Below are 24,354 nucleotides of genomic sequence, written 5' to 3'. Positions count from 1 at the left end.
GCCAACCCCGTCTCCGGGCCCTTCTTCAACTTCTCCACACCCGAACCCACCGGCGTCGTCGCCGCCATCGCACCCGACTCACCCCTACTCGGCCTAGTGTCCGTCCTGGCCCCCGCCATCGTGTCCGGCAACACCACCGTCGTGGTCGCCTCCGAACCGGCGCCGCTGCCCGCGATCACCCTGGCCGAGGTGCTCGCCACCTCCGACCTGCCAGGCGGTGTCGTCAACATCCTCACCGGCCACCGCACCGAAATCGCACCCTGGCTCGCCGCCCACATGGACGTCAACGCCATCGACCTCACCGGCGCGCTCCCCGAGCACGTCCAGGAGCTGGAGGACAAGGCCGCCGGGAACCTCAAGCGCGTTCTTCGCCTCGCGGGCGACTGGTCCGAAGAGCCGGGAACCGCACGCCTGACCGCGTTTCTGGAGACCAAGACCGTCTGGCATCCGGTGGGCGTCTGAGCTGATATGACGCTGCGTGTGTAGAGGGTCACGAAGTGTGGAATAGATCTCCCCGTAACTGATCACAGTGGGGGGAGATCAGTGCCTACCAGAACCGCATCGCGTACGGCGAGCCGAGGGTCGGCCGCCCGTACGAAGAGCACATCAGCGACCAAGTCCACCGCCGCGAAGAAGCCGGCGACGAGACGGACCTCGGCGGCGAAGGCGCCGTCGCGGTCCACGACCAGCCGCACGACCACGACCAGGAGCACCGCGGCGAGGAAGCCGGCGGCGTCCAGCCGCTCGGTGTCGTCGTCGACGGCCGCGACCCGCGTCACCAAGGCCGCGAGCCAGGCCAAGACCGCCGCGACGCAGATGAAGTCGGTGGCGACCAAGGCGTCCTCGTCGGCCAAGGCCATGACGGCGATGACCAAGGCGATGACCAGCGCGACCAAGGCCATGTCCGACGCCGCCAAGGCGATGGACGCGGCGGCGAAGGTCATCACCACCACCGCCAAGTCGACGGGGACCCGCGCCACGACGGCGCGCAGGTCCACGGCGGCGAGCCGGACCGGCACGAGCCGGACCACGGCCCGCAAGTCCACCACGGCGGCGTCGAGCCGGTCGAGGACGACGGCGGCGGCCCGGACGGGCGCCGCGAAGACGTCCACGGCGCGCAAGACGACGTCCAGGGCGGCCACGTCCCGGACGGCGGGCGCGGCCAAGACGACGGGCACCGCCAGGACGTCGGGCACCGCGAAGACGGCGGGCGCCGCCAAGACGGCGGGCACGGCCCGGAAGACGGCCGCGCCCAAGTCCCGGACGAGCGCCGCCCGCAAGTCGACGTCGTCGCGGACGTCCGCGAGCACGAAATCGGGCACCGCGAAGGGGTCGGCCAGATCGGGGACGACCAAGTCCGCGTCGTCGGCCCGCAAGACGCCGGCCGCGCGGACGGCCGCCGCGCGGCCGGCGCCGCCGCCGCCCGTCGTGGAGCCGAAGACCAATTCGCTCCAGCATTCGACGCGGACGGACGGCGGGTTCCTGAGCGGGCTCACCGACGTCGGCCGCGAGCGCTGAGACACCGATGGACGAGAAGGACATCCTGGCCCGCATCGACGAGTATGTGGGGGAGGAGCGGCGGCTCCGCGAGCGGTACCAGCGCGACGAGCTCGACCGCGAGGAGGAGCACCGGCGGCTGGAGCGGCTGGAGGTCGCGCTCGACCAGTGCTGGGACCTGCTGCGCCGCCGCCGGGCCAGGCTGGAGGCCGGTGAGGGCCCCGGCGGCGACGAGGTCCGGCCGCCGGACGAGGTCGAAGGCTACCTGCAGTGACGCCGCCTCGGCCGAGGCGCCCGCTGCGGTTCGGCCTGTCCCTGACCCCGGACGCCTCCGCTCCGCTGCTCCGCACCGCGCAGGAGGCGGACCGGTGCGGGCTCGACCTGCTCGGGATCCGCGACCGGCCGTACCGGCGCGACACCGCCGACGCGCTCGCGCTGATGGCGGCCGTGCTGGCCGGCACGTCCCGGATCCGGGTGCTGCCCGCGGTGGCGTGCCTGCCGCTGCGACAACCCGCCGCGCTCGCCAAGGCGATCGCGACGATGGACCGGCTCAGCGGCGGCCGCGCCGAGCTCGGCCTCGGCGCGGGGATGGAGCCGGGCGGCGTCGAGGCCTACGGCGGGCCGCGCCTTGACGGTGCCGCGTCGCGCCGCGCCCTGGAGGAGGCCGTGCAGCTCATCCGGCTGCACTGGAGCGACCAGAACGGGCTGCGGTTCGCGGGCGAGCACTACCGGTTCGCGGCGGCGCAGGCGGGCCCGGCGCCCGCGCACCAGATCGGCATCTGGCTCGGCGTCACCGGGCCGCGCGGCCTCGACCTGGCCGGGAGGGTCGCCGACGGCTGGATCGCGCCGTCGTCGCTCGTCCCGCCGAAGCGGCTCGCGGACGGGCAGCGCCGACTCGACGAGGCCGCGCTGAGGGCCGGTCGGGAGCCCGGCGAGATCCGCCGCGTCTACGTCCTCGAAGGGGACGTCGACGGGCGGGAGTCGCGGGGCTTCCTGCACGGCCCGCCGCGCCAGTGGATCTACGAGCTGACCGAGCTGGCCGTCGGGCACGGCGTCGACTCGTTCCTGTACGGCGGCGATCCCGGGCAGCTCCAGGTGTTCGCCATGGAGATCGTCCCGGCCGTCCGGGAGCAGGTCACCCGCGAACGGGCCGGGCCCGCGCAGGGCCCCGCACAGGCCGAGCCGCGGCCCGAGGCTCAGCCCCGGGCCGGTCAGCCCTCGCCCCACGGCACGAGCGTGCCGTGACGCGCGGCGCCGCCGCCGGCGCCCGCCTCACATGCGCTCGGGGGTGGGGACGCCGAGCAGGCCGAGGCCGGTGACGAGCGTGCGCAGCGTCGCCGCGCACAGCGCCAGCCGCGACGCCCTCGTCTCCTCGTCGGGCGCCTTCAGCACCGGGCAGTTCTCGTAGAACGTCGTGTAGGCGTCGGCGACCGAGTAGACGTAGCTCGCCAGCCGGTGCGGCTCGGCGGTCTCGCCGGCCTGCTTCAGCACGGCGCCGAACCCGAGCAGCTCCAGCGCCAGCGCGCGCTCGGCCGGGTGGGTGAGCGTGATCGGGCCGGTCGCGTCCTCGGGGGCCAGGCCGCCCTTGCGGAAGATCGACCGGATCCGCGCGGTCGCGTACTGCAGGTACGGGCCGGTCTTGCCGTTGAACGAGATCATCCGGTCGAGGTCGAAGGTGTACTCGCTGTCGCGCGCCACCGACAGGTCGGCGTACTTCACCGCGCCCATGCCGACCGCCTGGACGATCCCGGCCCGGGTCGCGTCGTCGAACGGCTCGTCGTGCTGGATCTCGTCGAACACGGCGCCGGCCCGCTCGACCGCCTCGTCCAGCAGCTCCGACAGCTTGACGGTGCCGCCCGCCCGGGTCCGCAGGATCTTGCCGTCGGTGCCGAGGACGTTGCCGATCTGCGCGTGCTCGGCCTTGACCTCGTCGTTCAGCCAGCCCGCCATGCGCGCGACAGCGAACACCATCTGGAAGTGCAGCGCCTGCGGCGCCCCGACCACGTAGACCATCCGGTCGACGTGCTCGGTGTCGACCCGGTACCGGATCGTGGCGAGGTCGGTGGTGGAGTAGTTGTAGCCGCCGTCGCTCTTGCGGATGATCACCGGGAGGGGCTCGCCCTCCCGGCCGGTGAACCCGGGCGGGAACGCGCACAGCGCCCCGTCGCTGATCACCGCGATGCCCTTGTCCTCCAGCTCCCGGGCGGTCGGGGCCAGCAGGTCGTTGTAGTAGCTCTCGCCCTTGATGTCGTCGTCGGTGAGGGTGACGCCGAGCCGCCCGTAGACGGAGTTGAAGTACCGCTTCGACACCTCGACGAGGACGTTCCAGAGCCGCAAGGTCTCGGCGTCGCCCGCCTGGAGCGCCACGACCCTGCGCCGGGACCGGTCGGCGAACGCCTCGTCGCCGTCGAACTTCTCCCGCGCGGCCTGGTAGAAGGCGGTCAGGTCGCTGACGGACGAGTCGTCGCGCGCGGCGGCGTCCTCCCCGAGGTCGAGCAGGTGCTCGATCAGCATGCCGAACGGGGTGCCCCAGTCGCCGACGTGGTTGTCCCGGACGACCTCGTGCCCGAGGAACGCCAGGATCCGCGCGATCGCGTCGCCGACGATCGTGGTCCGCAGGTGCCCGACGTGCATCTCCTTCGCCACGTTCGGGGAGGAGTACTCGACGACGACCTTCTGCGGCTTGTCCGCGAGGGGGACGGCGAGCCGCTCGTCCTCCAGGGCCCGCTGCGCCTCGCCGGCGATCCACCCGTCGCTGAGCGTCAGGTTGATGAACCCGGGGCCGCTGACCCGCACGTCCGACACGACGCCCGCGGTGTCGAGGTTCGCCGTGATCTCCTCGGCCACCTCTCGCGGCTTGCGGCCCAGCTTCTTGGCCAGCGGCAGCGCCACGTTGGCCTGAAGGTCGGCGAACTGCGACGGCCGGATGACCGGGTCGGTGTCCGCGTACGACGGTCCGAAGGCGGCGCTGATCGCGGCCTGGACCCGGGCGGCGAGTACGAGTTGCGGATCGGGCATGTTCCAAGGTTATCGGCGACGCGCCGAGGCCCGGAATCGGTTTTGCTCGGGCTAGGGCGCGGCGGGCGGCTCGTTGAGGTCGGGGACGGTGTCGGCGGCGGGGGAGGGGATCTCCGGGACCTTCTCGCCGGGCCTGTCCGCGGCCTTCTCGGCGGGCCTGTCGCCGTCGCGCTCGCCGTGCGTCCAGCGCCCGAACCGGGACGTGCGGGTCGCGGCGACCTGCTCGCGGATCCGCTCGACGATCCGCCCGGCGGCCAGCCGGTGCGCCAGGTCGCAGGCCGAGGTGATGGCGCGGGCGCGGGACGCCCCGTGCGCGATCACGACCGTCCCGTTCAGGCCGAGCAGCACGCCGCCGCCGTAGGTGTCGGGGTCGAGGCGGTCGCGCAGGTCCTGGAGGCGGCGCCGCTGGAGCAGGGCGCCCATCCGCGCGGCGGGGGTGGAGGTCATCGCGTCGCGGATCTCCGCGAACGCCGTCGCGACCGTGCCCTCCACGGTCTTGAGCGCGATGTTGCCGGTGAACCCGTCGGCGACGATGACGTCGACGCGCCCGCTCAGCAGGTCGTGGCCCTCGACGTTCCCGGCGAACTCGATGCCGTGGCTGCCGGTCGCGAGCAGCTCGTGCGCCCGCTTGGTGAGCTTGTTGCCCTTGCCGGGCTCGGTGCCGATGTTGAGCAGGCCCACGGACGGGCGGTCGGCCCCGAGCAGGATCTGCGCGTACGCGGTGCCGAGCGCGGCGAACTGGACGAGCCCCTCCGGCTTGACGTCGGCGGTGGCGCCCGCGTCCAGCAGGATCGTGGGGTGCGGCCGCGTCGGCAGCGCCACCGCGATCGCCGGCCGCATCACGCCCTGCTGGCCCTTGAGCCGCAGCCGCGACGTCGCCACGACCCCGGCGGTGCTGCCCGCCGACACCAGCGCCGACGCCCGCCCCTGCTTGATCAGGTGGCAGGCGATCGCGATGGACGAGCGGGGCTTGCGCCAGCTCGCGAGCGCGCCCTCGCCCATGTCCAGGGCCTCGTCGGCGTGCACGATGGGGATCGTGCCGAGGACGCCGTGCAGGTCGAGCTCCCGGCGGATCCGCGGCGCCCGCCCGACCAGCACCAGCCGGACGCCGTGCTCGCGGACCGCGGCCACCGCCCCCGCGATGATCTCCTCGGGGGCGTGGTCGCCGCCCATCGTGTCCACCGCGATCGGCAGCGGACGCACCGTCGCCGGGCGGCGCGGCGCCTGGCGCGGAGCGGCGCTCCTGGTCGGCGCGGAGCCGGACTCCGGCGGGCCCGGCTCCGCCGGGCGAGGCGTCACGGGCCGCGACGGCTCGCCGGTGCCGGTCATGGCCGCTCCAGGAGGACTAAAGGAAACACGGTGGGCCGCAAGAACGCAGCTCATCGCATCGTATGGCGTCCTTTCGCCTGCCTTGGCGCCCCACGCCCGGAGTGGCGATCCTCACTGCCCGCGGATCTAACCCGTGTTTCACAGTCCCGGCCCACTTCGCTCGCCTGACGGCTCGCTGCGTGACCTGGCCTGGGCGAACGCGGCATCGCTTCGCGATCTGCCCGGCTCCGCTCGCCTCCGGCCTCGCTCCACCGGCCAGGTCACGCGTTCGCGCGCGTGGCGAGGCGACTTCGAGACAGGCCCTAACCCTCCTGTTTGCGGCAGTCGGCGCCCAGGCATGACGCGTTCTCCACGACCGGCCGTCCGTTCACGAGGATCGTGTAGTAGTTCTTGCGCGTCTCCAGCTCACCGCTGCCGAAGACCTCGACCGGCTTCTCGTCCGAGGTCATGCCGGTGCAGGACACCCGCATCTTCTTCTTCGTCCAGCCGGGCAGGTCCGCGCACCGCAGCGGCGCCCCCAGCCGCACGCCGTGCTTGTGCAGCTCGGCGGTGGCGGTCACGGGAAGCGCCTTGCGCAGCGCGGCCTGCGTCTTGTACTGCAACTCCTGGCCGCCCGACAGCAGAAGGAACGCGCCGCCGCCCACAACGGCGATCACGAGGAGTGCTGCGGACCCGAGGACCAGGGCCTGCCTGCGGCCGATCCTGAGGCGCGGCATCTTCACGCTGGGAATCTTCACACCCGCTACGTCACCGACGGTACGGGTGTGTATGCGCTGCGTGTTTGGTTTTTCCGTTCCGTATGCGGATTCTTGCCCGGTCAGCCGTTCGGGTGCTCGCAGCCGAGGCCGAGGCACTCCTTGCGGAGCACCTCCCGCCCGCCGACGGTGACCACGTAGGCCTCGAGTGGGCGTTCGGTGTCGGCGTCGTGGGCGACCCCCTCCACCACGACCGGCTCCCCGGTCGTGGTGCGGGCCGTGCAGTCGACGCGCACCACGGAGTCGGTCTCGCGCCCCGGGGACTCGCAGTCCGGGCGCTCCCGAAGCTTGATGCCCTGCGCGTCCAGCTCGTCGACGACCCCGTCGGAGACGGCGTTGCGGTACGCCCCGTCCGAGATCCTCTGCATGACCTTGCAGCCGGACATCGTCACGGCGAGCAGGAGGACGAGAACGGCGGCGGGAAGGCGTCTCATGCGGCCCCCTCCATCCGGCGGAGGCCGGCGACCGCGTCGGCCACCGCGTCGGGGCGGTCGAGGGGGACCATGTGCAGGGCGTCCGGAAGCTCGATCCGCCTGCCGAGCGGGGTCATCTCGGCGAGCCGCTCGTGCGCCTCGGCCCATGCGCGCTTGCGGTCGTCGCCGTCCACGTCGCCCAGTGCGGTCACGACGGCCAGCGGGACGGGCGGAAAGGGGCGCCGCTCGCGCAGCCCCGCCAGGTCGGCGGCCATCTCCCGGTAGGCCAGCTCCTCCGCGAGGACCGCGCCGAGCACCGTCCCGCGCCCGTACACCGACCGCACGACCTCCTCGGGGACGGCCTCGTCGCGGCGGCTGGTGCGCCTGAGGACCATCCGGCGGCCGAACGGCCCGGCGGTCCTCGCCAGCCGGGTCGCGCCGAGCACGGCGCCCGCCGCCGCGGCGAGCGGGGCCAGCGCGGCGGCCAGCCGCACGGGCACCCACGCCTCGCCCTCGTAGCTCGGGTCGAGCAGCACCATGCCCCGCACGAGCCCCTGGCGCGTCCTGGCCAGCGCCTCGGCGGCGAACGCGGCCATCGAGTGGGCGAGGACGGTCACCGGCCGGCCGGCCCGCTCCGCCAGCGCCCCCATGACGGCGGTGTCGCGGCGCAGCGACGGCGGCGCGGCCGCGGCGGGGCTGAGGCCGAGGCCCGGACGGTCGTAGGCGATCACCCGGTGCTCCTCGCGGAGCAGCGCGACGGACGGCTCCCAGTCGAACCAGGCGCCGCCCAGGCCCGAGCTGAGCAGCAGCGGCGGGCCGTCCGCCGGGCCCGACTCGACGACGTGCACCTGCTCGCGGCCCACGTTCACGATCTCGCCGGGGCCGCGGCCGGCGCCCCCGTCCGTGCGGCTCACAGGCACGCCCCCTCCCGCGCGTCCGACACGCCCCGTGCCTCGCGCGCCGCCTCCCGCCGGTCGGAGTACAGCGCCCACGCGATGGTCAGCAGCCCCAGGCACAGGATGCCGATCTGGACGCGCTGGACGATCCCGAGCCACTGCCCCACGTACATCGCCACCAGCGTCCCGAGCGCGGCCACCGACTCGGCGAGCGCCAGCAGCCAGCCCCAGCGGGCCAGCGCGGGCCACCAGCCGTACCGGCGCGCGGCCAGGGACAGCAGCAGCAGAGCCGCCACCCCGCAGACGATCACGGCGCTGCTGGTCACCGAGTGGAACTCGTGGGAGAACGACACGTTCTCGGAGCGTTCCCGAAGGGCGCACCAGGTCTCCAGGCTCGGCGCGCAGTCCAGCGGGAAGGATGCGTCGCCGATGGCGCACACGCCGAACAGCCCGAGGAAGACCCACCCGGCGGTCGCGAGGGGCTTGCGGGTGAGCCGGCGGAGCGTCCCGGCCGCCACGAGGATCGACAGCACGCCGGTGATGAGGTCGCCGGCGCTGTAGACGAAGTGGAACGGCTGGTCGGAGGCCGAGAGTTCGCTCACATAGCCGTTGAAGAAGTCCAGCTTGGGGCTGAGGAGGTTCTCCAGCACGAAGCTGGCGTAGGTGACGGACGCCAGCCCGGCGAGGACGATCAGGTGCATGGGGACGGCACCCGGCCCGCCCCGCTGGTCAGAGTTCACCCGGCCCCCTCACGCCCGCACGCTCCGGTGCGCCGATCGGTCCTACCCGCCCCCAGTATTTCCGAACCGGCCGCAGGTGTGTGACCTGGGGCGGCCCTAACCGAGTATCCGCTGGCCCAGGACTTAACGGGGGCTGACGGAGAAGTTGACGTCCCGTAGTCGTTGGACAAGACATGGGGCGTCAACGATGATGACGAGGTTATTTGCCGGGATCGTCCTGACCTTGGCTTTGTCAGTGACGCACAGGGGGTATTAATTCGGCATGAAGCCACCCCAAACGGTTGAATGGGGGTGGCCCGAGCAGTCCTGATCACGGTTCGTGACGGCGCGCCCGGGCGCGCTTCCCCGCTGACAGCAAGGAGAACCAACACGTGACACTGGTGAACGACGCGGCTCCCGCAATGCGATCGACCGGTCGCAAGTTCCGCGCCTTCACGGCGAAGCACCTCGACGAGCTCACGGCTCGCGCGGGGCTGACACCCGCGCAGCGGCTCGCGACCCGAGCGGTGGCGACGGTGCTGCCGTTCCGGACGAACGCCTACGTGATCGACGAGCTCATCGACTGGTCGGCCGCGCCCGACGACCCGATCTACCGCCTCGTCTTCCCGCAGGAGGACATGCTCCCCGCCGAGGACGTGGCGCACCTGTCGGACCTGCTGAGCCGCGAGGCGCCCAAGGCGGAGATCGAGGCCGCCGCCCACCGGGTGCGGATGAAGCTCAACCCCCATCCGGCGGGCCAGATGGAGCTCAACATCCCGAGCTTCGGGGACGGCAAGATCCCCGGGATGCAGCACAAGTACGACGAGACGGTGCTGTACTTCCCCAAACAGGGCCAGACATGCCACGCCTACTGCACCTACTGCTTCCGGTGGGCCCAGTTCGTCGGCGAGGCCGACCTGAAGATGGCCGGTGACGAGCCCACCGCGCTCCGCGAGTACATCCTCGCGCACCCCGAGGTGACGAGCGTCCTGTTCACCGGCGGCGACGCCATGATCATGGGCGAGCCGGTGCTGCGCCGCTACGTCGAGCCGCTGCTCGACCTCGACCAGCTCGAATCCATCCGGATCGGGACCAAGTCGCTGGCCTACTGGCCGCAGAAGTTCGTCACCGACCCCGACGCCGACGACATGCTGCGGCTGTTCGAGCAGGTCGTGGCCTCGGGCAAGAACCTGGCCTTCATGGCGCACTTCACCCACCCGCGCGAGCTCGAACCGCTCATGGTCGCCGAGGCGTGCCGCCGCATCCGCGACACCGGCGCGATCATCCGCACCCAGGCGCCGCTGATCCGGACGATCAACGACGACGCCGCCGCCTGGGAGAGCATGTGGCGCACGCAGACCCGTATGGGTCTCGTCCCGTACTACATGTTCGTCGAGCGCGACACGGGGCCGCAGGACTACTTCGCCGTGCCGCTCGTCCGGGCGCACGAGATCTTCCGCGACGCCTACGCGAACGTCTCCGGGCTGGCGCGGACCGTCCGCGGCCCGTCCATGTCGGCCACGCCCGGCAAGGTCTGCATGGACGGGGTCGTGGAGATCGCGGGCCAGAAGGCCATGGCGCTGCACTTCATCCAGTGCCGCGACTCCGATCTCGTCGGCAAGCCGTTCTTCGCGCAGTACGACCCTGAGGCCGTCTGGCTGGACGACCTCAAGCCGGCCTTCGCCGATCGGTTCCCCTGGCAGAAGTGACCGCCGTGGCGTGTTCGCCCGCCGCAGGGCGAACACGCCACACCCCCCTCAGCGAAGGGGCCGGTGGAGGAAGAGGCAGGCGATCAGCGTCGCGGCGCCGCACAGCACCATGACCTGACCGGGCGCCATCACCTCGCCCAGGGCGCCCGCCGCGCCGATGCCGGCCGCCTGGCCGGTCATGAGGCCGCTGCCGTACAGGCCGATCGCCTGCCCGCGGACGTCCTCGGGCACGGCGTCCACGAGCCGCCGCTGGACGGGCAGCTCGTAGCCCAGCCCGAACGTCCCCACCGCCATCAGCGCGCACGCCGCCGGCAGGCCCGGCCCGAACGCGAACAGCAGGAGCGGCGCGCCGGTCAGTGCTGCCAGCGGCAGCGCGAGGCGGTCCCGCAGGTCCGGGCGGACCCAGCGGCCCGCGACCAGGTTGCCCGCGAACATCCCGGCCGCGGCGGCCGACAGCAGCAGCCCGGCCGCGTCAGGGCGCCCCAGCTCCCCCGCATAGGGGACCGCGACACCCTCCGCCGCCACCGACAGGGAGATCGGCAGCCATCCGGCCAGGAGCAGCCCGCGCGTCGTGCGGCGGCCCAGCAGGAACCGGTTGGTCCGCCATGTCGCCCGCGCCGTCCCCGTGGAGACGGCCCGGGCCGGGGCGGGAGCGTCGGGGAGGCGGAAGCGAGCGAGCCCCGCGGCCAGCGCCGCACCGGCGGCGGCGAGCCAGAGCGTCCCGGAAGGGGCGAGCACCGACAGCAGCAGCCCGCCGGCGGCCTGGCCGGCGATCTGGGCGCCCGCGCTGGTCATCGAGAACAGGGACCGTCCGAGCACGTAGCCGTCCCCGGGGAGCAGGACGGGCAGCCGGGCCTGGACCGCCGCGCTGCCGACCGGGGCGAACAGCCCCGCCGCGACGAGCAGCGCCATGATCATCGGTAGCGGGAGCCCGCCCACCGCGAGGATGGCCGTGACCGCGAGGCGCAGCAGGTGGTAGCCGGTGAGCAGCCGCCGGGCCGGGACGCGGTCGGCGAGCGAGAGCAGCAGGGCCCCGCCGATCACGTACGGGAGCATCCCGGCGGCGAAGACGAGCGCCGCCGCGACCGGTGAGCCCGTGCGTTCGAACGTCTGGACCGACAACGCGATCGTGCGGACCGAGTCGCCGCCCACCTGGAGCGTCTGGAGGGAGAACAGCGTCCGGAACTCGGCGACGCCGAAGACGTCGCGGTACCGCGCGGAGGCCGTTGCAGGAGCGGACATGGCGGCGACTCTGCGGCCGCCGGTCCCGTCCTGGACAATGTTTCGGGGAGGAGCGAAACATGTACCGCATCGTGGTGGGGCCCGGCGACCTCGCGGCCAGCCGCTTCGGGGTCGCCCCGCTGATCGAGGTGCACAGCGCGCTCGGCGTGGTCGCCGGGCGGATGCCGGTCGGGCCGCTCGGCCCCTGGGCGGAGCGGGTCCGCCCGGCGTACCGGCGGGTGGCCGGTGATCCGGCCCTGCGCGCGCTGGCCTTCCTGCGCCGCCCGCACGGGTACATGGCCGACTTCGTCGTCCCGCCGCCCGCCCGCCCGAACCTGACGGTCGCCGATCAGCTGGTGACCGTCAGGGCGACGCCGCTCGCCCAGGCGCGCCGCGAGATCGCCCGCAACCTCGCGGGGCTGCCGGAGCCGGACGCGGCCGTCCGGGACGTGCTGGAGGCCCCCGACGTCGTCGAGAGGCTCGCCGCGGGCCTGGAGACGGCCTGGCGCGCCCTCCTGGAGCCGGACTGGCCCGTGCTGCGCTCGATCCTGGAACGCGACATCGTCCACCGCGCGGGACGTCTGGCCGCCTACGGCTGGGCGGCGGCGCTGGACGGCCTGTCCCGCAAGGTGCGCTGGCGCGACGGCGTGATCGAGGCCGACATCCACGGCGACGCGACCTACCGCCTCGGCGGCGCCGGGCTGACGTTCGTGCCCGTCGTCTTCGCCGAACTCGGCGCGGCGCTCGAACAGGACTGGCCGTACACGCTGATGTACCGGGCCAGGGGAGTGGCGGCGCTCTGGGAGAGCCGGGAGCCGCGCGACGAGGACGCTCTGGCCAGGCTGGTGGGCCGCACGCGGGCCGACCTGCTGCGCCTGCTCGCCGAGCCCGCCACGACGAGCTGGCTGAGCGCCCACCTGCGGATGAGCGTCGGCGGGATCGGCGACCACCTCGCGGTACTGCGGGAGTCCGGGCTCGTCACGCGCGAGCGCAGCGGCCGTTCCGTCCTCTACCGCCGTACGGCCGTAGGGGACGTCCTCATCGGAACAGACTGAGGCCGTCCCGGGGAGCGTCCCGGGACGGCCTCGTGCGGCCGCTCACGCCCGCCCGTGGCGGGTGCGGGGCAGCAGGACGGCCGCGGCCACCAGCCACAGGAGGCCGCCGAACCGGATGACCGGCAGCAGCGGCGCGAACCCGTCGGCCAGCAGCGCCAGCGTGGACAGCATCCCGGCGGCGGCCAGCGCCAGGCCGGTCCAGGTCAGCGGTCGCGGCAGCAGCCCGGCGAGCAGGCCGGTCACCGAGACCCCGGCCACGAGCATCGCGAAGCCCGCGCCGTAGAAGGGCCCGCCGGCCAGGAAGGACAGGTCGGCGAGCGCGCGGGCGAGCGCGGGGCTCGCGTCGTCCGGCAGCCGCCCGCCCGTCCAGGCGGCCATCGCGCTCAGCGTCAGCGCGACCGAGGCCAGCACCCCGCCCGCCATCGTGATCGCCGAGCCCGGCGCGGTGATGCCGAGGGCGCGCAGCCTGCGGTACAGGACGGCGGCCAGCAGCGCCAGCGGGATCGCCGAGGCCAGCAGCAGCCACGAGCCCGCCCTGATCGCGGTGCCGTGCTCCCTGGCGTACCGCAGCACCTCGGCGCCCGTCGCGTCCGGATGCGGGGTGGCGCGGTTGGCGATCACGTATCCGACGGTCAGCGCGGCGAAGGACAGGACGGGGACGAGCAGTGGCGGCCCGGACTGCGGCCGGCGGCGGGACGGGGCGGAACGCTCCGGAACGGATGCGGTGGTCATGAGCTCTCCTCGGTCGGTTCATCGCTATACACTCGATAATGATTACATATTAGAACGATTGTCAAGCGGCTATGATGTACTCATGGGTACGAACGATGAGGAGCTCCGCCTGCCGGTCCAGGTCGGGGTGGCGTTCCTGCTGGCCCAGCTGGGCGCGCACGGGGCCGGCCGGTTCGCCGAGCGGATCGCGGAACTGGACCTGACCCCGCCGCAGGCCGGGCTGCTGCGCATGCTGGCCGCCGCCCCCGGCCGCAGCCAGCGGGAGCTCGCCGACCAGCTCGGCATGCCGCCGAGCCGCTTCGTCCCGTTCGCGGACGAACTGGAGCAGCGGGGGCTCATCGAGCGCCGCCGCAACCCCGAGGACCGGCGCCTCTACGCGCTGTACCTGACCGACCGGGGCTTCGTCCTGCTCGCCAGGCTCGCGGAGGCGAGCGCGGCGCACGAGAGGGAGATGTGCCAGGCGCTGTCGCCGGACGAGCGCCTGGAGGTGAAGGCGCTACTGGAGCGCGTGGCCGAGCAGCAGGGGCTCGGCAGTGGCGTCCACCCCGGGTTCCGGCGCCTCAAGCCGGGCCACAGACCGGGGTGAGACGCGCGAGGCCGTCCCGGAACCCGGGACGGCCTCGGAGTGCGGGCGGCGTCAGACGCCGAACTCGGCGACGATCGTGGCGCGCGCCAGAGTGTGGGCGGTGATGTTGAAGCCCACGACGGCCGGGGACGTGTCCGGGCCCAGGCCGAGCGACTCCACGTCCAGCGCGTGGACGGTGAAGACGTAGCGGTGCGGGTCGCCGGGCGGCGGGGCGGCGCCGCCGAACGCCCTGACCCCGTAGTCGTTGCGGGCGTGCACGCCGACCTTGGCGTCCTCGGTCCCGGCACCCGTGGGCAGCTCCGTGACGCTCGCGGGGATGTCGAACAGCGACCAGTGCCAGAAACCGCTGCCGGTCGGCGCGTCCGGGTCGTAGCAGGTCACCGCGAAGCTCTTCGTCGCGTCCGGGAACCCGGACCAGCGCAGGTGCGGCGACTCGTTGCCACCGCTGAAACCCCAGTCGTCGAACACGTGCCGGTCGGCGAGCCGCTCGCCCTCGGCGATGTCGTCGCTGGCCACCGCGAACGAGGGGACCTCGGGCAGGTGCTCGTGCGGGAGCGGGGGCTTGCCGGGCATGGCGACCTCCTCCATCAGGATCATCGTGACACCCCATCTCTACCAGGGGGCGTACGGCCTTGCCGGGTCCATGCCGCCCCGCGCCGTCACCTTCCGGTGCGGGGCACGTGGCGGGGCGCGCTACTTGCCGGTCGCCTCGATGTAGGCGGCGACGACCTCTTCGGGGTCGCCGTCCATGTGCATGCGGCCCTCGTCGATCCAGATGACGCGGTCGCACATCTCCTTGACCGTGTCGAGCTGGTGCGCGACGAGGAACACCGCGCCGGCGTCCTTGCGCAGCTCGTCGATGCGGCGCTTGCTCTTGGTCCGGAACTTGGCGTCGCCGGTGGCGAGCGCCTCGTCGATCAGCAGCACGTCGTGGGTCTTGGCCGCGGCGATCGCGAACCGGAGGCGGGCGCCCATGCCGGAGGAGTACGTCCGCATGGGGTACTGGATGAAGCCCTCCTTCAGCCCGGCGAACTCGACGACCTCCTTGTACTTGGACCGGGTCTCCGCCGGGGTCATGCCCATGGCGAGGCAGCCGAGCACGATGTTGCGCTCGCCGGTGAGGTCCTTCATCAGGGCCGCGTTCACGCCCAGCAGGGACGGCTGCCCGTCGGTGTAGACGCCGCCGCTGTGCGGGGGCAGCAGCCCCGCGATCGCCTTCAGCAGCGTCGACTTGCCGGATCCGTTGGTGCCGATGATGCCGACGGCCTCGCCCCGGTACGCGACGAACGACAGGCCCTTGATCGCGTGGACCTCGGTCATCGACGGGCGGTGCTTGCGGCGCAGGACGCGCGAGAACGCGCTCGCGGCGTTGCCCTTGCCGCCCGCGCCGTACACCCGGTAGACGATGTGCAGGTCGTCGACGACGACGATCGGTTCCCGGGTCGGGTCGATGGCGGCGGTCCCGCGGACCTTCGTGTCAGCCACGGCCGTAACGCTCCTCGGCACGGTAGAAGAACAGGAATCCGCCCACCAGCATCACCGCGGCCCAGACGATCGCGTAGAGCCACAGCTGCCCCGTCGAGGTGGCGTGCGCGAGCCCTCCGACATAGTTCCGGTACTCGCCGAGCAGGACGTGCCGGCTCAGTTCCACGTACACGTACGCCGGGTTCAGCTGCAGCAGCTCGCCCAGCCACGGGTAGTCGGCCAGCCGGCTGCCCGGCTTCATCAGCGACGGCAGGCTGAAGATCACGCCGGACATGTAGAGCCAGGTCCGCATGACGAACGGCAGCAGCTGCGTGATGTCGCGGTTGAACGCCCCGAGCCGCGCCATGACCATGCTGATGCCCACGTTGAACATCAGCTGGAGCGCCATCACCGGGACGAACAGCAGCATCTGGAGGCTGAGCGGCTCGCCGAAGGCGAACACGATCACGAACAGCACGACCAGGGCGAGCAGCAGCTGCTGCAGCTCCACGATCGCGATCGCCAGGGGCAGCGTGGCGCGCGGGAAGTGCAGGGCCCTGATCAGCGACAGGTTGTCGCCGACCGACTTGGACCCCGACGTGACCGACCGCTGCGTGAACCCGAACAGGAACACGCCCGTCACCAGGAAGGGAATGAAGTCGGGCACTCCGCGCTTGGTGTTCAGCAGCAGACCGAAGATCAGGAAGTAGACCCCGGCATTGAGCAGCGGGGTCAGAAGTTGCCACACCTGACCCAGTCGGGAGTCGGTGTACATCGAGATGTTCTTGGCGGATGCGAACGCCCAGATGAAGTTCCGGCGAGCCCACACATCCTGGATGTACTTGCGCAGCGGGGGGCGCGCAGCGCTCTGCCTAAGCCCGTATCGTGCGGCGTAGTCGGCCAGGGTCCCGTTCACGTGAGGAGGCTCCGCGATCGTCCCGACCGACTCGCCACCCGGGGTTCCGAGCCGTTCCGGGTGACTCATGCCGCGAAGCCTATTGCAGTCGCTGAGTCCAGAGTGACGTTCGCCCGCATGTGACCCCCGATTTGAGATCTTTACGGAATCATGTCGGCCTCCCTGGGGATACCACGGAACATGCGCGTCAACCATTCACGGCGCACTCATGTGCCGTCACGGTCCGTCACCCGGCGCCGGTCGCGGCAGGCCCAGGAGCACCGGGCCTGGCCGCAGCGCGTCCCCCTCCTGCGCAGGCTGGGCCGGATGGACCGGTGGGCGTTCGATCAGGTCGCGGCGGCGCGGCTGCGCGGGCTGGAGTACGTCCTGCCGCGGCTGTCGCGGTTCGCCGACCACGGGGTGCTGTGGTTCTCGGCGGCCGGCGCGATGGGGATCGCGGGACGGCCCCGGCTGCGGCGCGCGGCGCTGCGCGGGGCCATCGCGATCGCCGTGGCGAGCCCCGCGGTGAACATCGCCGGCAAGCAGGCCTTCCGCCGCAAGCGCCCCGTCGTCGACCTCGTCCCCCCGATCCGGATCCGGTGGAAGCTGCCGACCTCGCACGCCTTCCCCTCCGGGCACTCCGCCTCGGCCGCCGCGTTCGCGACCGGCGTGGCGCTGGAGGCGCCGGCGGCGGTGGCGGTCCCGGTCGCGGCCACGGCGGCGGCGGTGGCCTTCTCCCGCATCTACACCGGCGCCCACTATCCGGGCGACGTCCTCGCCGGGCTCGGGATCGGCGCGCTCGCCGGGATCGGGACGCGGATGGTGTGGCCTGCCCGGCCCCCGGTGGCGCGCCTGGCCCCGGCCGGGGGCGGGGACGTGCGCGTCGCCCGGGACGGCCGGGGCGTGGTGGCCGTCGTCAACCTGGGCTCGGGCCCCGCGGCCGAGACGGACGCGAGGATCCTCCCGAGGCGCTCGGAGCTCGCGCTCGCGCTGATCGAGGCCGAGCTGCCCGCGGCGGAGATCGTCCGGCTGGAGCCGGGCGCGGACGTCGACAAGGCGTGCGCCGAGGCCGCCGAGCGGGCCGACGTGCTGGCCGTGGTCGGCGGTGACGGCACCGTGAGCGCGGCCGCGCGGGCCGCGCTGGGCCGCGACGTCCCGCTCCTGGTCGTCCCCGGCGGGACGTTCGACCACTTCTCCCGCGCGGTCGGCGTGGAGACCGCGGCGCAGGCGATCAGGGCCTACCGGGAGGGCCGGGTCGGCCGCGCCGACGTCTCCTACGTGACCCCGGTGTCCGCCAAGGCGGGGGACGAGGCGGAGCAGGTGTTCCTCAACACCGCGAGCATCGGCGCCTACACCGAGGTGGTGGAGCGGCGCGTCCGGCTGGAGGGGCGGATCGGGAAGTGGCCCGCGCTCGCGGTCGCCGCCGTCCGCACGCTGCGGCACTCCGAGCCGGTCGAGCTGATGGTGGACGGCAGGCGCCGGCGGGTGTGGCTGGCGTTCGTCGGCAACGGCGTCTTCGGCTCGTGGGGCGCCGCGCCCACCTGGCGCGAGCGCCTCGACGACGGGAAGCTCGACGTCCGCATGGTCACCACGGGGAGCCGGGCGCCCCGGGTCCGCGCGGTCGCCGCGATCATCGTTGGCCATCTGCGCGTCACGCCCGGGTACCGCTCATGGCGGACCACCGGCATGGAGGTCGTCTCCCCGGGCGGTGAGCTGCGGCTGGCGCGCGACGGGGAGGTGGCGTCGCTGCCGCGCGCGGTGCGCTTCGGCAAGCACCCCCGCGCGCTCCGGGTGTTCACGGTTCATGCCCCGATGGCCGGGTAGGGCACGGGACGCCCACGAAGGAGGAGATCACACGATGACGAGCCGTGACCTGGGAGTCGCGCCCGGCGACCTCAGCGACGACGACCTGTTCCGTGAGCTCGGCCACCTGTACGACACGAGGCTGGACGCGCTGCGGCACGCCGCCGACCAGGCCTACGGCGAGCACACGCGGCGCATGAACGAGCTGGAGGCCGAGTACCTGCGCCGGCGTCCCGGCCGGGAGATCGACCCCGAGCGCATGCGCGCCGGGGCCCGCGCCCGCTGACGGCGCCCGGCGCGCCCCCCGCGCCCGCCGTCCCGCAGGGCCGGTGTTGTTCGGACGTTCGTTCTGTTCGGGTAAAGGCGCGGGCGCCCGCCGCGGGGAAGCGGCAGGGTCCGTGAAAGATCCCGTTGGGATCCTCGGGGGGTGTGGTCGGTGGGGCGGATCGGGCCTGGGCGCCGTCGGGAGGGGCGGGGGCCCCGCGAGTGGCTGCGGCGCGGCGTCCGGCGGTGGTGGCCCATCGCGGCGGGCACCGCCGCGTCGGCGGGTCTGCTGCTGGGCGTCTACCTGGAGGGCCCGCGGCTCTCGGGGGTGTCGGCGGCGCTCAGCGTGCCGTACCGCGACGGGCCCGGGCGGGGCGGGCCCGGGGAGCTGCCGCCCGACCGCCTGATGAGCACGTTCACCACGCGGTTCGCGCCGGGCGAGCCCCGCGTCCACAACATCGAGCTCGCCGCCCGGACCCTGGACGGACGGGTCGTCGAGCCCGGTGCGACGTTCTCGTTCAACGACGCCGTCGGGCCCCGCACCAGGGGCCGCGGATACGTGCCCGCGCCCGCGATCATGGGCTCCCGGCTGGCGGACGACGTGGGCGGCGGCATCTGCCAGGTGTCCACGACGCTGTACAACGCGGTGTTCCTGGCCGGGCTGGACATCCGGAAGGCGCGCGCCCACACCCTGTGGATGCCGGAGTACCCGGAGGGGCGCGAGGCGGCGGTGTTCTATCCGCAGCTCGACTTCACCTGGAGGAACGACACCGGCGAGCCGGTGCGGATCCAGGTGGCCTACTCGGCGGCGTCGGTGACGGTGAACCTGTGGGGCCGGCGCAGGTACGAGGTGCGGTCGCGGACGTCCGAGCGGTACGGGTTCAGGCCGTTCGAGTCGGAGGCCGGCCGCGGCGGCGAGTGCATTCCCATGACGGGCCGGGAGGGCTTCGAGGTCGACGTGTGGCGGACGCTGCTGGCCGACGGGCGCGAGGTGCGCCGCGAGAGGTTCCACACCGAGTACCGCCCGCAGCCCGAGGTGGAGTGCCTCTGACCCGCGTGGCAGGGTGGGGTGTATGGACGGAACGTTCGAGCTCGGACCGGAGGACGGGCGGCTGCTCGTCCGGACGGGGCGCAGCGGGCTCGGCCGGCGCGCGGGGCACGACCTCACCATCGAGGCCACGCGCTGGTCGGCGGCGGTCGAGGCGCGCGAGCCCCTGGACGCCTCGTCGGTCGAGGTGACCGTCGAGGTGGAGGGGCTGGAGGTGCGGGAGGGCGCCGGCGGCGTGAAGCCCCTCACCGACCAGGACCGCGCCGAGATCGTGAAGAACCTGCGGAAGGTCCTGGACGTCCGGCGGTATCCCCGGATCGTGTTCGCCTCCACCGCGGTCGGCGAGGACGGAGTCGAGGGCGACCTGACCATCATGGGCCGGGTCAAGCCGGTGCGGCTCGCGGCATCGCGGGACGGCGACCGGGTGCGCGGCGGCGTCACCGTCGAGCAGAGCCGCTGGGGCATCAAGCCCTACTCGGCGTTCTTCGGGGCGCTCCGGCTCGCCGACGAGGTCGAGATCGAGTTCGACGTCCGCCTGCCCGCGTAGCCCCCGCACAGCCCCCGCACAGCCCCCGCGCAGGCCCCGCGCAGGCCCCGCGCAGGCCTCGTCCGGGGCTCCGGCCTCCGGGTTCTCCCCGCCACTGAAGATCGAATGCATTAGGGTGCATGATCACCGCATTCCGGACAATCGATCTTCAGGGGGCCGCGGTGGCGGAGCTGAGCAGGCGGAACTTCGGCAAGGCGGCGGGCCTGGTGGCCGCGCCGGCGCTGCTCGCGGGCTGCGCCGGCGGCGGGTCGGGGCCGTCCAAGACGGCGCAGGCGGCGGCCGCCGCCCGCACGTGGGGGGTGACCGGCAAGGCGCTCGCCGGCCTCGGCGGCTTCGACGCCACCATCAAGAGCTTCATGCAGGCGCGGTCGATCCCCTGCGGGCAGCTCGCCGTCGTCCGCAAGGGCAAGCTCGTCCTGTCGCGCGGCTACACCTACGCCGAGGCCGGCGCGTTCAAGACGCAGCCAACCTCGCCGTTCCGGATCGCCAGCATCTCCAAGCCGGTCACGGCGACGGCGGTGCTCCGGCTCGTGCAGGACGGGAAGCTGAAGCTCACCGACCGGGTGGCGACGCTGCTGGGGCTGTCCACGACGGCCGACCCGCGCCTCAAGGACGTCACGGTGCTGCGGCTGCTCCAGCACCTCGGCGGCTGGGACCGCGACATCTCGCCCGACCCGATGTTCCGGGACGCGGCGATCGCCAAGGAGCTCGGCCTCGCGCTGCCGGTGTCGCAGGCGAGCATCATGAAGTACACGTCGCGGCGTCCGCTGGACCACGCGCCCGGTACGCACTACGCCTACTCCAACTACGGGTACATGCTGCTCGGCCGGATCATCGAGAAGGTCACCGGGAAGAAGTACGAGGACTACGTCCGGCAGACCGTGCTCGCGCCCCGGGGCATCACGCGGATGCGCCTCGGCAAGTCGCGCACCAAGGCCACCGGCGAGGTCCCGTACTACTCGACCTACACCGGCGCCACCGTGTTCGACAACAGCGGCACCAAGGTGCCCTTCCCGTACGGCGCGTTCAACCTGGAGAACATGGACGCGCACGGCGGCTGGCTGGCCACCGCCATGGACCTCACCCGCTTCGCGGGCCTCTACGACGGCGCGACGTCCGTCCTGTCGTCGACCTCCATCAGCCGGGCGTTCGCCAAGCCGGAGATCGGCGTCAACGCCGACGGCTGGTACTACGGCTGCGGATGGCAGGTGCGCCCGGTGACCGGCGGCCGCAACACCTGGCACAACGGGAGCCTGGCCGGGACGTACACGCTGCTGGTCCGGCGGTACGACGGCCTTTCGTGGGCGGTCCTGTTCGACCAGCGCCAGGAGGGCTCCGCCGCGAACTACGGCGACATCGACTCGCTGCTGCACAAGGCGGCGAACGCGGTGAAGACCTGGCCGACCGGCAACCTGACCTCCACCTACTTCTAGCGCGGCGACCCGCCTCTGGCGCGGGCCGCGCGCGTGTACTGGTCGTCCAGGCTGCGCGGGAACGGCATCATCCGGTGCCGTTCCCGCCAGGGCGCGTACTGCCGGACGGCGTTGAACCCAGCCGCGGTGACGATCCGCTCGACGTTCGGGCCCGGCACACAGGCGGGATAGACGTCCAGGTGGACGACGTGCGGAGGCAGGTCGTCCGGCCTCGCGGGCGACACCAGCGTCATCGGCGGGCGGACCCGTTCCAGCGACGCCATGTCCTGCGCGTAGGCGACGAGCTGGAGCGTCTCCGCGTCGGGGCCGCTGTGGACGATGAGCCAGCCGTCCACATCGACCGGTTCCGACGGGGGATCGGCCAGCGCCAGCGGTACGACCTCGTCCGACACCGCGCGCAGGTAGGCGAGGTGGGCGGGGTCGAGTTCCTCCAGGACGAACGTCCGGTCGAAGCGGGGCGGCCTCGCGGGGAGCAGGGGCCGGTAGGCGTCCCAGCGCAGCAGCCGCGCCAGATGCGTCGTCCTCGTCCCCGCGGGGAATCCGGTCAGCTCACCCCTCAGCCCGGCGGGGAACGCGTCCACGATCACCTCGTCCGGCGGCGGGGCCGCCGGCTCGGCGGTCTCCACGACGTCCCAGCCGCCCGCCACGCGCGGGTCGGCCGCGAACCGCGACCCGGTCACGACGGTGACCGGCCCTTCCCGCCCGAGGGTGTGCAGGACGGCCCGGAGCCGCGTCAGATGCCCCAGCCCGTCCCCGGCCGCGTAGCAGACGATCAACGCGTCTCGTCGAGGACGGCCAGGTAGCCCGCGGTCTCGGCGGCCGGGGTGAAGTCGCGCCGGATCCGTTCGGCGCCCGCCGCGCCGAGCTTCGCCAGCTCCTCCCCGCCCGCCCGCGCGGCCCGGTCGACCGCCGCGCGGCACGCGTGCGGGTCGCCCGCCGGGAAGGTGAACCCGATCTCGTCGTCGGCCACGTCCGCCAGCCCGCCGGCGTCCGACGCGATCAGCGGCACGCCGAGCGCCGCCGCCTCCAGCGCCACGTTCGGCATCCCGTCGTAGAACGAGGGGAGCGCGACCAGGTCGCAGCTCGCGTAGACGGCCGGAAGGTCGTACCGCTCCAGGAACGGCAGGAACGAGTGCGGGACGTCGCGCTCCGCGAGCCAGTCCCGCACGGAGTCCTCGACCTCGCCGACGAGCAGCAGGTGGAAGGCGCCGGTGCGGCGCGACGCCGCCAGGGCCTCCAGGAAGAAGCCGACGCCCTTCTTGACCTTGAGCTGGCCGATGAGCCCGATCGTCCGGCGCCCGGGAGCGACGTTCTCCTCCCGCCACGCCCGGCCCCGCTCCCGCTCGGACGGCAGCACCCGCCACTGCGCGGTGTCGACGCTGTTGGCGACGAACGCGACCGCCGCGTCCGGGGCCAGCGCCGACACCAGCGGCGCGTGCGAGCGCGCGACGACGCACACGCGCGAAGAGGCGCGCAGCGCGTCCGCCAGCACGCCGCGCCGCCGCATCGAGAAGGCGCCCACGTCGATGTCGTTGCCGCGCAGCAGCGTCACCAGCGGCGCGCCGAGCAGCGCGGACAGGACGGGCGCGGCGAGCATCGCGTAAACGCCGCCGAACGCCACGACGTGGCTGTACCCCGTCAGGTTCTCGGCGGTGATCGTCGTCCACAGGCGGCGCAGCGCGTGCTCGGAGTCGTCCCCGAGCGGGGCGGTGACGAGCCGCCCGCCGTGCTCGCGCGACACGCCCCACGGCCGCGACCGCCGGGTCAGGTGGGCGACGTCGACCTCGGCCCCCGCGCCGCGCAGGCCCCGCACGATCCGGTCGCACGACTGCGCCATGCCGCCCCGGCTCGGCGGGTAGTGCTCGGTGATCCACAGGACGCGGGGCCGCATCAGCTGTCCACGAAGCCGGTGTCGTCGTCCGGTCCCCAGTCGCCGCCGTAGGAGTAGTCGTCGCCCGGGTTGAACGCGCCGCGGTCGTACTCGTCGAACGAGGAGTACCAGTAGCCGTCGTTGTAGCTCTGCGAGCTGCCGCGGTAGTACTCGCGCCGGTACCCGTGGGTCCAGGCCGGGTGGTGCGGGTCCTGCGTCCGGTAGCCCTGCGCCGCCGCGCATTCGGGGCACAGCGCGTTCGGCCCGGCGTGCGCGCCGCAGACGGGCCGGCCGCACTGCGGGCACGCCGCCACCGCGGACCGGCCGCAGCGTCCGAGCACGAAGAACCCGGTGGTCACGGTGCAGCGGTTCATGTGGTCCCCCTCGCGGCCGTGCCGGGCGGCGTCCACCGGAACGGCTCCGTCGACACCTGCAGGATCCGGTCCACGAGGATCCTTTCCTCCACCGGCCCCGGGAACTTCCCGCTGGCGCGGATCACCAGCCGCCTGCCCTGCTTCACCTGCACCCGGACCCAGCGCGGCGGCGGCGAGGAGGGCCGCCGGACGGCCGCGTCCTTGGCCAGCCGCCGGGTGACCCGCACGAGCTGCACCGTCTTCGACTTGCTCTTGAACTTGACCTTGCCGCGCGCGTTCCTCTTGCGGTACTTGCGGTTCCGCACCCGGTCGGTGACCGAGAGCTCGACGACGCTGCCGTCGCGCAGCTCCGCCCGGATCCGCAGCCACGGGTCGATCGCGTACCACTGCTTGAGCCCCGAGATCGGGGGCCGGGAGGGGAGGTCCTGCACCGGGCCGTTCTTGTCCGGGACGCGCGACCCGCGCATGTCCGCGGACACCGACAGCACCCCGTCGGGCGGCATGTCCGCCGACAGCACCCGCAGCAGCGGCACGAGCACGCCCGGGACCCGCCCGTGCAGCCGCCACCGGCGCCGCCGCACGTGCGCCCCGTGCTGCGCGAGGCTCTGGATCACCGGCTCCCAGTCGTCGCGCCGCAGCGAGACGGAGAAGCCCTGCTCCAAGGTCAGCGCCCTGTGCAGGGGATGGAACCGCTCGATGGCGGCCTTCTGTTTACGCCAGAACATG

The 24,354-nt window shown here is 73.2% G+C and carries 27 protein-coding genes; 11 read left to right on the top strand and 16 right to left on the bottom strand.

Going from position 1 to position 24,354, the window contains the following annotated elements:
- The coding region (locus AB0C84_RS35095; protein ID WP_361074729.1) for an aldehyde dehydrogenase family protein at positions 1-462 on the top strand (462 nt) is incomplete at its 5' end.
- 62 nt (positions 463-524) lie between these two features.
- Here AB0C84_RS35095 and AB0C84_RS35090 read toward each other — a convergent pair.
- Entirely contained in the window at positions 525-1,523 is a 999-nt protein-coding gene (locus tag AB0C84_RS35090; protein WP_361074727.1) for a hypothetical protein, read from the bottom strand.
- Between the two features lie 2 nt (positions 1,524-1,525).
- Here AB0C84_RS35090 and AB0C84_RS35085 point away from each other — a divergent pair, with 2 nt between their 5' ends.
- The gene (locus AB0C84_RS35085; protein WP_179844184.1) at positions 1,526-1,771 is read left to right on the top strand and encodes a DUF2630 family protein; all 246 of its coding nucleotides are present in this window, start codon (positions 1,526-1,528) and stop codon (positions 1,769-1,771) included.
- Positions 1,768-2,742, top strand: a complete 975-nt coding sequence (locus AB0C84_RS35080) for an LLM class flavin-dependent oxidoreductase (protein WP_361074725.1) — start codon at positions 1,768-1,770, stop codon at positions 2,740-2,742. The genes AB0C84_RS35085 and AB0C84_RS35080 overlap by 4 nt, the downstream gene beginning before the upstream one ends.
- 27 nt (positions 2,743-2,769) lie before the next feature.
- On the opposite strand, the gene argS is transcribed toward AB0C84_RS35080, so the two are convergent.
- From argS to AB0C84_RS35050, 6 genes are all read right to left on the bottom strand, one after another.
- Positions 2,770-4,515 carry an arginine--tRNA ligase gene (gene argS / locus AB0C84_RS35075; protein WP_361074723.1) on the bottom strand — a complete coding sequence of 582 codons (1,746 nt, stop codon included), beginning with the start codon at positions 4,513-4,515 and terminating at the stop codon, positions 2,770-2,772.
- A gap of 51 nt (positions 4,516-4,566) precedes the next feature.
- Positions 4,567-5,844 (bottom strand): phosphate acyltransferase PlsX, encoded by a 1,278-nt coding sequence (gene plsX / locus AB0C84_RS35070; protein ID WP_361074721.1) that lies wholly within the window; start codon positions 5,842-5,844, stop codon positions 4,567-4,569.
- 302 nt (positions 5,845-6,146) lie between these two features.
- A complete protein-coding gene (locus AB0C84_RS35065) occupies positions 6,147-6,560 on the bottom strand; it encodes a hypothetical protein (protein ID WP_258945416.1) in 414 nt (137 codons plus the stop codon).
- A gap of 101 nt (positions 6,561-6,661) precedes the next feature.
- Positions 6,662-7,033 (bottom strand): hypothetical protein, encoded by a 372-nt coding sequence (locus tag AB0C84_RS35060; RefSeq protein ID WP_179844180.1) that lies wholly within the window; start codon positions 7,031-7,033, stop codon positions 6,662-6,664.
- Positions 7,030-7,926 (bottom strand): alpha/beta hydrolase, encoded by an 897-nt coding sequence (locus AB0C84_RS35055; protein ID WP_361074719.1) that lies wholly within the window; start codon positions 7,924-7,926, stop codon positions 7,030-7,032. The genes AB0C84_RS35060 and AB0C84_RS35055 overlap by 4 nt, the downstream gene beginning before the upstream one ends.
- Positions 7,923-8,648 (bottom strand): DUF998 domain-containing protein, encoded by a 726-nt coding sequence (locus tag AB0C84_RS35050; RefSeq protein ID WP_361074717.1) that lies wholly within the window; start codon positions 8,646-8,648, stop codon positions 7,923-7,925. Before AB0C84_RS35050 ends, AB0C84_RS35055 begins: the two co-directional genes overlap by 4 nt.
- A 401-nt stretch (positions 8,649-9,049) precedes the next feature.
- Between AB0C84_RS35050 and AB0C84_RS35045 the strand changes: the two genes are divergently transcribed.
- Positions 9,050-10,336 carry a lysine 2,3-aminomutase gene (locus tag AB0C84_RS35045; RefSeq protein ID WP_258945415.1) on the top strand — a complete coding sequence of 429 codons (1,287 nt, stop codon included), beginning with the start codon at positions 9,050-9,052 and terminating at the stop codon, positions 10,334-10,336.
- Positions 10,337-10,384: 48 nt separating this feature from the next.
- Here AB0C84_RS35045 and AB0C84_RS35040 read toward each other — a convergent pair whose 3' ends face one another.
- Positions 10,385-11,578, bottom strand: a complete 1,194-nt coding sequence (locus AB0C84_RS35040; RefSeq protein ID WP_361074715.1) for an MFS transporter — start codon at positions 11,576-11,578, stop codon at positions 10,385-10,387.
- A gap of 59 nt (positions 11,579-11,637) precedes the next feature.
- On the opposite strand from AB0C84_RS35040, the gene AB0C84_RS35035 reads away from it, so the two are divergent.
- Entirely contained in the window at positions 11,638-12,612 is a 975-nt protein-coding gene (locus tag AB0C84_RS35035; protein ID WP_361074713.1) for a winged helix-turn-helix domain-containing protein, read from the top strand.
- Between the two features lie 42 nt (positions 12,613-12,654).
- On the opposite strand, the gene AB0C84_RS35030 is transcribed toward AB0C84_RS35035, so the two are convergent.
- On the bottom strand, positions 12,655-13,344 hold the full coding sequence (locus AB0C84_RS35030; protein ID WP_361074711.1) for a DUF4386 domain-containing protein: 690 nt from the start codon (positions 13,342-13,344) through the stop codon (positions 12,655-12,657).
- 82 nt (positions 13,345-13,426) lie between these two features.
- Between AB0C84_RS35030 and AB0C84_RS35025 the strand changes: the two genes are divergently transcribed.
- A complete protein-coding gene (locus AB0C84_RS35025) occupies positions 13,427-13,930 on the top strand; it encodes a MarR family transcriptional regulator (protein WP_361074709.1) in 504 nt (167 codons plus the stop codon).
- A gap of 51 nt (positions 13,931-13,981) precedes the next feature.
- Here the strand turns inward: AB0C84_RS35025 and AB0C84_RS35020 are convergent, their stop codons facing one another.
- From AB0C84_RS35020 to AB0C84_RS35010, 3 genes are all read right to left on the bottom strand, one after another.
- Positions 13,982-14,503: a YbhB/YbcL family Raf kinase inhibitor-like protein gene (locus AB0C84_RS35020; protein WP_339156625.1), complete on the bottom strand. Its 522-nt coding sequence runs from the start codon at positions 14,501-14,503 to the stop codon at positions 13,982-13,984.
- A 120-nt stretch (positions 14,504-14,623) separates the two neighbouring features.
- Positions 14,624-15,415 (bottom strand): ABC transporter ATP-binding protein, encoded by a 792-nt coding sequence (locus AB0C84_RS35015; protein WP_361074707.1) that lies wholly within the window; start codon positions 15,413-15,415, stop codon positions 14,624-14,626.
- On the bottom strand, positions 15,408-16,379 hold the full coding sequence (locus tag AB0C84_RS35010; protein WP_258945402.1) for an ABC transporter permease: 972 nt from the start codon (positions 16,377-16,379) through the stop codon (positions 15,408-15,410). Before AB0C84_RS35010 ends, AB0C84_RS35015 begins: the two co-directional genes overlap by 8 nt.
- Before the next feature lie 141 nt (positions 16,380-16,520).
- Here AB0C84_RS35010 and AB0C84_RS35005 point away from each other — a divergent pair, with 141 nt between their 5' ends.
- The 5 genes from AB0C84_RS35005 to AB0C84_RS34985 all read left to right on the top strand — a co-directional run bounded on the left by AB0C84_RS35005 (position 16,521) and on the right by AB0C84_RS34985 (position 21,384).
- A complete protein-coding gene (locus AB0C84_RS35005; RefSeq protein WP_361074704.1) occupies positions 16,521-18,113 on the top strand; it encodes a phosphatase PAP2 family protein in 1,593 nt (530 codons plus the stop codon).
- Positions 18,114-18,147: 34 nt separating this feature from the next.
- The gene (locus AB0C84_RS35000) at positions 18,148-18,378 is read left to right on the top strand and encodes a DUF6158 family protein (RefSeq protein WP_179844172.1); all 231 of its coding nucleotides are present in this window, start codon (positions 18,148-18,150) and stop codon (positions 18,376-18,378) included.
- Between the two features lie 150 nt (positions 18,379-18,528).
- Complete coding sequence (locus AB0C84_RS34995; RefSeq protein ID WP_361074702.1) at positions 18,529-19,407, top strand: VanW family protein; 879 nt, start codon at positions 18,529-18,531, stop codon at positions 19,405-19,407.
- 22 nt (positions 19,408-19,429) lie between these two features.
- Entirely contained in the window at positions 19,430-19,951 is a 522-nt protein-coding gene (locus AB0C84_RS34990; protein WP_361074700.1) for a YceI family protein, read from the top strand.
- Positions 19,952-20,112: 161 nt separating this feature from the next.
- Complete coding sequence (locus AB0C84_RS34985) at positions 20,113-21,384, top strand: serine hydrolase (protein WP_361074698.1); 1,272 nt, start codon at positions 20,113-20,115, stop codon at positions 21,382-21,384.
- On the opposite strand, the gene AB0C84_RS34980 is transcribed toward AB0C84_RS34985, so the two are convergent.
- From AB0C84_RS34980 to AB0C84_RS34965, 4 genes are read right to left on the bottom strand one after another with little or no spacing between them, the layout of a single operon-like run.
- Positions 21,381-22,160, bottom strand: a complete 780-nt coding sequence (locus AB0C84_RS34980; protein WP_361074696.1) for a hypothetical protein — start codon at positions 22,158-22,160, stop codon at positions 21,381-21,383. The two genes, AB0C84_RS34985 and AB0C84_RS34980, sit on opposite strands and share 4 nt — an antisense overlap.
- Positions 22,157-23,275 (bottom strand): glycosyltransferase family 4 protein, encoded by a 1,119-nt coding sequence (locus AB0C84_RS34975; protein WP_361074694.1) that lies wholly within the window; start codon positions 23,273-23,275, stop codon positions 22,157-22,159. Before AB0C84_RS34975 ends, AB0C84_RS34980 begins: the two co-directional genes overlap by 4 nt.
- Positions 23,275-23,628 (bottom strand): hypothetical protein, encoded by a 354-nt coding sequence (locus AB0C84_RS34970; RefSeq protein ID WP_361074692.1) that lies wholly within the window; start codon positions 23,626-23,628, stop codon positions 23,275-23,277. The genes AB0C84_RS34975 and AB0C84_RS34970 overlap by 1 nt, the downstream gene beginning before the upstream one ends.
- Positions 23,625-24,353, bottom strand: coding sequence for a hypothetical protein (locus AB0C84_RS34965; protein WP_361074690.1), 729 nt, complete (start codon positions 24,351-24,353; stop codon positions 23,625-23,627). The genes AB0C84_RS34970 and AB0C84_RS34965 overlap by 4 nt, the downstream gene beginning before the upstream one ends.
- Between the last annotated feature and the right edge of the window lies 1 nt (position 24,354).

Source organism: Actinomadura sp. NPDC048955, from assembly GCF_040649435.1.
GTDB lineage: Bacteria > Actinomycetota > Actinomycetes > Streptosporangiales > Streptosporangiaceae > Spirillospora > Spirillospora luteofluorescens.
Note: the sequence above shows the minus strand (reverse complement) of the source record. Positions and strands in the feature narration are given on the sequence as shown.

Excerpts from the sequence above, each read along its gene's own strand:
- AB0C84_RS34970 (WP_361074692.1), bottom strand. The coding sequence starts at position 23,628 with ATGAACCGCTGCACCGTGACCACCGGGTTCTTCGTGCTCGGACGCTGC.
- AB0C84_RS35060 (WP_179844180.1), bottom strand. The coding sequence starts at position 7,033 with ATGAGACGCCTTCCCGCCGCCGTTCTCGTCCTCCTGCTCGCCGTGACG.
- AB0C84_RS35020 (WP_339156625.1), bottom strand. The coding sequence starts at position 14,503 with ATGCCCGGCAAGCCCCCGCTCCCGCACGAGCACCTGCCCGAGGTCCCC.
- AB0C84_RS34990 (WP_361074700.1), top strand. The coding sequence starts at position 19,430 with ATGGACGGAACGTTCGAGCTCGGACCGGAGGACGGGCGGCTGCTCGTC.
- argS (WP_361074723.1), bottom strand. The coding sequence starts at position 4,515 with ATGCCCGATCCGCAACTCGTACTCGCCGCCCGGGTCCAGGCCGCGATC.
- AB0C84_RS35000 (WP_179844172.1), top strand. The coding sequence starts at position 18,148 with ATGACGAGCCGTGACCTGGGAGTCGCGCCCGGCGACCTCAGCGACGAC.
- AB0C84_RS35010 (WP_258945402.1), bottom strand. The coding sequence starts at position 16,379 with ATGAGTCACCCGGAACGGCTCGGAACCCCGGGTGGCGAGTCGGTCGGG.
- AB0C84_RS35035 (WP_361074713.1), top strand. The coding sequence starts at position 11,638 with ATGTACCGCATCGTGGTGGGGCCCGGCGACCTCGCGGCCAGCCGCTTC.
- AB0C84_RS35040 (WP_361074715.1), bottom strand. The coding sequence starts at position 11,578 with ATGTCCGCTCCTGCAACGGCCTCCGCGCGGTACCGCGACGTCTTCGGC.
- AB0C84_RS34975 (WP_361074694.1), bottom strand. The coding sequence starts at position 23,275 with ATGCGGCCCCGCGTCCTGTGGATCACCGAGCACTACCCGCCGAGCCGG.
- plsX (WP_361074721.1), bottom strand. The coding sequence starts at position 5,844 with ATGACCGGCACCGGCGAGCCGTCGCGGCCCGTGACGCCTCGCCCGGCG.
- AB0C84_RS35030 (WP_361074711.1), bottom strand. The coding sequence starts at position 13,344 with ATGACCACCGCATCCGTTCCGGAGCGTTCCGCCCCGTCCCGCCGCCGG.
- AB0C84_RS35025 (WP_361074709.1), top strand. The coding sequence starts at position 13,427 with ATGGGTACGAACGATGAGGAGCTCCGCCTGCCGGTCCAGGTCGGGGTG.
- AB0C84_RS35085 (WP_179844184.1), top strand. The coding sequence starts at position 1,526 with ATGGACGAGAAGGACATCCTGGCCCGCATCGACGAGTATGTGGGGGAG.
- AB0C84_RS35045 (WP_258945415.1), top strand. The coding sequence starts at position 9,050 with ATGCGATCGACCGGTCGCAAGTTCCGCGCCTTCACGGCGAAGCACCTC.
- AB0C84_RS35065 (WP_258945416.1), bottom strand. The coding sequence starts at position 6,560 with ATGCCGCGCCTCAGGATCGGCCGCAGGCAGGCCCTGGTCCTCGGGTCC.
- AB0C84_RS34965 (WP_361074690.1), bottom strand. The coding sequence starts at position 24,353 with ATGTTCTGGCGTAAACAGAAGGCCGCCATCGAGCGGTTCCATCCCCTG.